This window comes from Psychrobacillus sp. (assembly GCF_056205495.1).
This window is the reverse complement of sequence record NZ_JBAEAP010000050.1, coordinates 1-5,010: the sequence shown is the minus strand read 5'-3', so window position 1 is coordinate 5,010 and position 5,010 is coordinate 1. Positions and strand designations below refer to the sequence as shown.

The 5,010-nt window shown below is 36.9% G+C and carries 2 protein-coding genes and 1 pseudogene; 2 read left to right on the top strand and 1 reads right to left on the bottom strand.

Translation table 11 applies throughout. The annotated features are described in order from the left end of the window. Nucleotides 1-248 (top strand): annotated as a pseudogene (locus tag AC06OU_RS01725) (hypothetical protein); the annotation flags it as partial. A 220-nt stretch (nt 249-468) separates the two neighbouring features. Here the strand turns inward: AC06OU_RS01725 and secA are convergent. Beyond that, the gene (secA, locus tag AC06OU_RS01720) at nt 469-2,829 is read right to left on the bottom strand and encodes a preprotein translocase subunit SecA (RefSeq protein WP_475853565.1); all 2,361 of its coding nucleotides are present in this window, start codon (nt 2,827-2,829) and stop codon (nt 469-471) included. A gap of 162 nt (nt 2,830-2,991) precedes the next feature. Here secA and AC06OU_RS01715 point away from each other — a divergent pair. Further along, on the top strand, nt 2,992-5,010 hold a 2,019-nt coding region (locus tag AC06OU_RS01715), incomplete at its 3' end, for a hypothetical protein (RefSeq protein ID WP_475853564.1).

Here is a 5,010-nt window from a genome sequence, read left to right as displayed (position 1 = left end):
TTCAACAAATAAAAGAAGAACTTATCTATTTAAATGAAGAGATGAATATCATGTATTCTAATAGAGAAGTGGTTGTAGGGGCGATATCTAATATTGCAGCCGTTGCAGAGGAGTCTGCAGCAGCAACAGAGCAAATGAATGCCTCAATTGAAGAGCAGAACAATGCTATTAATTCTATTATGAATTCAGCCCTTCAACTTCAACAGGAAGCTGAAAACATGCATGACTTGGTATCGAGGTTCAAATAAGAGATAAATGTGTTCGAATAGTATTTATTCAAAAAAAACAAGGATAACAGTACCTATTATCCTTGTCTTTTATCGTAAGAAAGCGGGAATAACACCTTTATCTTTTTCTAGTTTTATTACTAGGTAAATGTTGGGATAGAAGAACAATAAAAAAACTGCAGCAAGCTCAGGGGAAATAACTTGAGCAATAGCTGCAGTCTTTAGTTGAAATCTGTCTTTATTATTCTTCCGCTTTAGAGCTATTAACCTGTAAGAAATACCTGCTGATATCTCGGAAAAAGGCGTTAAGCATGTTATTGAACATGTCTAATGCATCAAATGAATATAGTCTATAAGGATCTTCTTGTCCGTAGCCGCGAACGGAAATACCTTCTCTCAAGTGGTGTAAGTTTCCTAAATGAGAAATCCAGTATCTATCTAGCGTTTCAATGTAAATACTTTGGATGTCCTTCCAAGTATCTTGATCTACATCATTCTCTAGTTCATCTAGTGCCATTCGGTAAACAACATTTAGTTCCTTTTGTAATTGTTCCTTACTTTCCGCAGTGAAGTTAGAGTAATCGATTGGCTCCGTGGTAGTAAGCGTGCCGATTATTTTAATTTCATCAATCACTTCCTGGTGCAAAGCAGCTTCCCCCGCTGCATCCATTTCTAACATATCCTTTAAGAAGTAATTTAAGCGTTCCTGTATAGCAATTTGAATGAGTGATTGCATGTTTTCCAGTTTCAATGCTTTTTCACGATAATTATAAATCACTTTTTGTTGATCATTGTTTACATCATCTAATTTTAATAAGTGTGATCTACTTGAGAAATGCATTCCTTCAATAACCTTTTGTACATTGTAAACAAATTTAGTTGGGTTAGGGGAAATTATTAAACCACTCTCATCTGTTTTTACTTTCTTTTTATACTTAGCGAATTCTTCTTCATCATAGTAGTAGAATAGTTCATCGTCTAAGGAGACGATAAACTGTGTGCTGCCTGGGTCACCTTGGCGACCACTACGTCCCCGTAATTGCATATCAATACGAGCACTACTGTGAAGCTCGGTCCCGATAATATGCAAACCACCAAGCTCTGCTACACCTTCGCCTAAAAGGATATCCGTTCCTCGGCCTGCCATATTAGTAGCTAGCATAATTTTATGCATTTGACCTGCATTAGAAATAAGCTCTGCTTCATCTTCCTCTGTTTTAGCATTTAAAATATTGTGTTTCAAGCCTTCCTCTTTAAAGAAATTGGATAGCTTCTCTGATTGCTCTATAGAGGTTGTCCCAATTAAAACAGGACGCCCAACTTCGTGGTGCTTTTTAGTTTCAGCAACAATTTTCTTCATTTTATCTTCAGAAGATAAATAGACAACAGTCTCCATATCAATTCGCTTGTTTGGTTTGTTCGTAGGAATCTCTGTGACTCTTAAATTATAAGTCTCCCAAAATTCATCGCGTGAAGGCATAGCACTGCCAGTCATTCCAGAGATATGACTATACAAACGGAAATAATGTTGAATGGTAACAGATGCCTGTGTATTGTTCTCTTCTTTGATCCAAACCTTCTCTTTAGCCTCTATTGCTTGATGAAGGCCATCGCTATATGTTCTGCCTTCCATTATACGTCCTGTATACTGGTCAACGATTTGTATTTTATCGTCCTTCACAATATAGTCGACATCTTTTCTCATAACTACTTTTGCGCGAAGCGTCTGCATTGCTATATGAAGAAACTCTCTATGTTCGCGATCATATACATTATCGATTCCAAAGGCCTCTTCTAGACGATCTGCACCTTCATCTAACAATACAATTTGTTTTGTTTCTGGGTAATAATCGTATTCTCTTTTGTCCTCAAACGATTCTACTACCATCTGCATCACAGGGAAGAGATTTAAGCTTGCGTTAGACTTACCTGCAATGATTAAAGGTGTCCTTGCTTCGTCTATTAAAATGCTATCTACTTCATCGATTAATGCGTAGAAAAGCGGTCTTTGTACGAGCTCATCTTCTCGTTGGATCATATGGTCTCTTAAATAGTCGAAACCAAACTCTGTCCCTGTTCCGTATGTAATATCACAAAGGTAAGCAGCTTGCTTTTCCTCTTTTTCCAGTCCAGCTACATTAAGTCCAACGGAAAGACCAAGAAATTCAAAAAGGGGCTTCATTTGTTCATAATCTCGAGTAGCCAAGTATTCGTTCGCGGTAATGATATGTGTTCCTTTTCCGTAAGCAGCCATCACGTAAGCTGGTAGGGTAGCCACTAACGTTTTACCTTCTCCCGTTTGCATTTGTGCAATTTGAGATTGTGTTAGAACAGCCCCTCCCATCAGCTGAGAATCATAATGTCTCATTCCAAGCACACGTTTAGAGGCCTCTCGAACGACAGCAAATGCTTCAATAATTAGCTCCTCTGGTGATATTCCCTCGTTAAGCTTCTCACGAAAAATATTTGTATATGCTTGTAACTCTGCATCATTTTTTTGAGTGAATGAATCTTCTAGGGCATTTATTTTATTTACAATTTTTTTTAGCTGGTTTAGCTCTATGACTTCTCCTGAAATCATTTTTTTAATAGATTGTAACATGTCTAATCTCCTATCTTTTATTTCCAATACTATTATATCATGAAACATAAGTGGTAGCATTTACTATATAAATAGCTATGATTACAATTTAGTTACATGATTATATTTAAAAAGTTTCCATATCATGTTAAAGTTAGTATAGATATGAAAGGGGTTAGAATGTTGAAAAAAATTAGTACAGCAATGCTTGCTATGGTTTTAGCAGCGCCGATGAGTAGTGTTCACGCAGAAGAGATAGTCAAAAAGCCAATGGTAGAAGTAAAAGAGCAACAAGGAATAGAAGGTATTAAAGATGTTGTCGAAGAAAACCTAGAGGTCGATAACTCGGAGGAATGGCTGGACGATATAATAGAAGAAAAGCCAGTAGAAGAAGTAATTGAGGAAGGCTACGAAAATTTAGGGCCAATGATTTTTAAAGCTTCCGCTGTATCCTCTAAAATTGCAGCAAATAACGAGGGCGACTACTTTATTTACTACATCATGCATGGCTCTCCAGCGGCACTTGTTGTCGTGGATTATAAGTCTAAAGAAATCTTACATACGTTTACGTTAGAAGATTCGAAAAGTGCATGGGGCTTGGATGTAGATGAAAATGGGAAGCTATGGGTTGGTGGATCAGTATCGAGCGTACTTTATAGCTATGATCCGAACGAGGAAGTATTTGAAAAGCATGGAGCGATTTTTTCCAATAAGAGTGATACATCTATTCAAGATTTAATCGTATCCGGCAATAAAGTGTATGCAGGTTCGGCTTATGGTGGTTCGTTAGTGGCATTTGATACAGAAACAAAAGAAATAGAGGAATTTGGTCAAATTCGAAAACGAAAAGAATTCGTGAAAGCTATCGTTGCTGATGAAGATAAAGATGAAATTTACGTTTCTATTGGTTCTCCAATGGATTTATTAGTAAAAAAGCCGAACACAAAAAATTTCACTTCATTTTTGCCAGCAAAATACATGTCTGAAAAATATGCACAGGACTTAGTTTTAACGGATAATTATATTATTGCTAGATTACATCCTTCAAATATGGCTGTTATTTTTGACCGTAAAACACTTAAAATAGTGGATGAATTTGAATTGAGCTCTAAAACTGTATCAGCAGTTTCTCCAAATGGAGAGGGCATCTACTATACAAAAGGGCAACAATTGATTAAATATGAGTTCGAGACAAAGATGCATACCGAACTTGGTGTTTATCTGCCTAAAGGAACGGAAGCTATTAATCTAGACTTTATCGTAAAGAATCCTAAGGTTCCGAACGAGGAAGGAACAGGGGATGAAAGTGAGAATACTGTTCCAGGCGCAGTTACTGCACCTAAAGTAGAATCTGGTGTAAAAAATACAGAGATTATCGTTCCAAACCCTGCCTTGCCAATAATAGTACCGCCTATGAAAGAAAATCCTAATGGTAATGATCCTTCAGAAGAAACTTTGGAGGAGCCAAAGGAATGGATTTTATCAGGTATGGTTGATAACCTAGGTCAAATTTTTGAATACAATCCACAAACAGGAGAGTTACAATATCATAACTTTAACTTGCCGGAGCAGCCGGTTGAGCTTTACACTTTAGCATCTAGCTCAGATGGTAAACATATTTATGCAAATGGTTATATGTCAGGTGGCCTTGGCGTATACAACGTAGCAACGGGGAACAAGGAATTATATCGTAACATAAGCCAAGTGGAGTCTATGTTTGAGATAAATAACAAGCTTTATATTGGAGCCTATCCTCTAGCTAGATTATTAGTATATGATCGTTCGATTCCGTGGGGAGTTGGAAATCCTGCTGAAGTAATTAGAATGAGCTCACATGGGCAAGAACGTTCTACAGCAGTTGCGCCTTATAATAAAGGAAAAGAGATTATTCTTGGTACTCTACCTGATACTAGCGTTGGTGGAGGGGCATTAGTTTTTTATGACACTTCTACTAAAAAAACAGAGATTTATGAGGATTATATTTATAACCAAAGCATTGTTTCTTTAGTAAGCAGAGGAACTCAAGTATTCGGTGGTACATCGATCCATGCCAACCAACAAGTAAATCCTAGAGGAGCAAGACTGTTCTATTTTGATCGTTTTAATCCAGAGGCAAAAAAATATATTCACCTACCATTTAGTTCAAGTATGATTACTAGTTTAATAGTAGATAAAGAGAATTATGTGTGGGGAATGGCTGAT

Excerpts from the sequence above, each read along its gene's own strand:
- secA (WP_475853565.1), bottom strand. The coding sequence starts at position 2,829 with ATGTTACAATCTATTAAAAAAATGATTTCAGGAGAAGTCATAGAGCTA.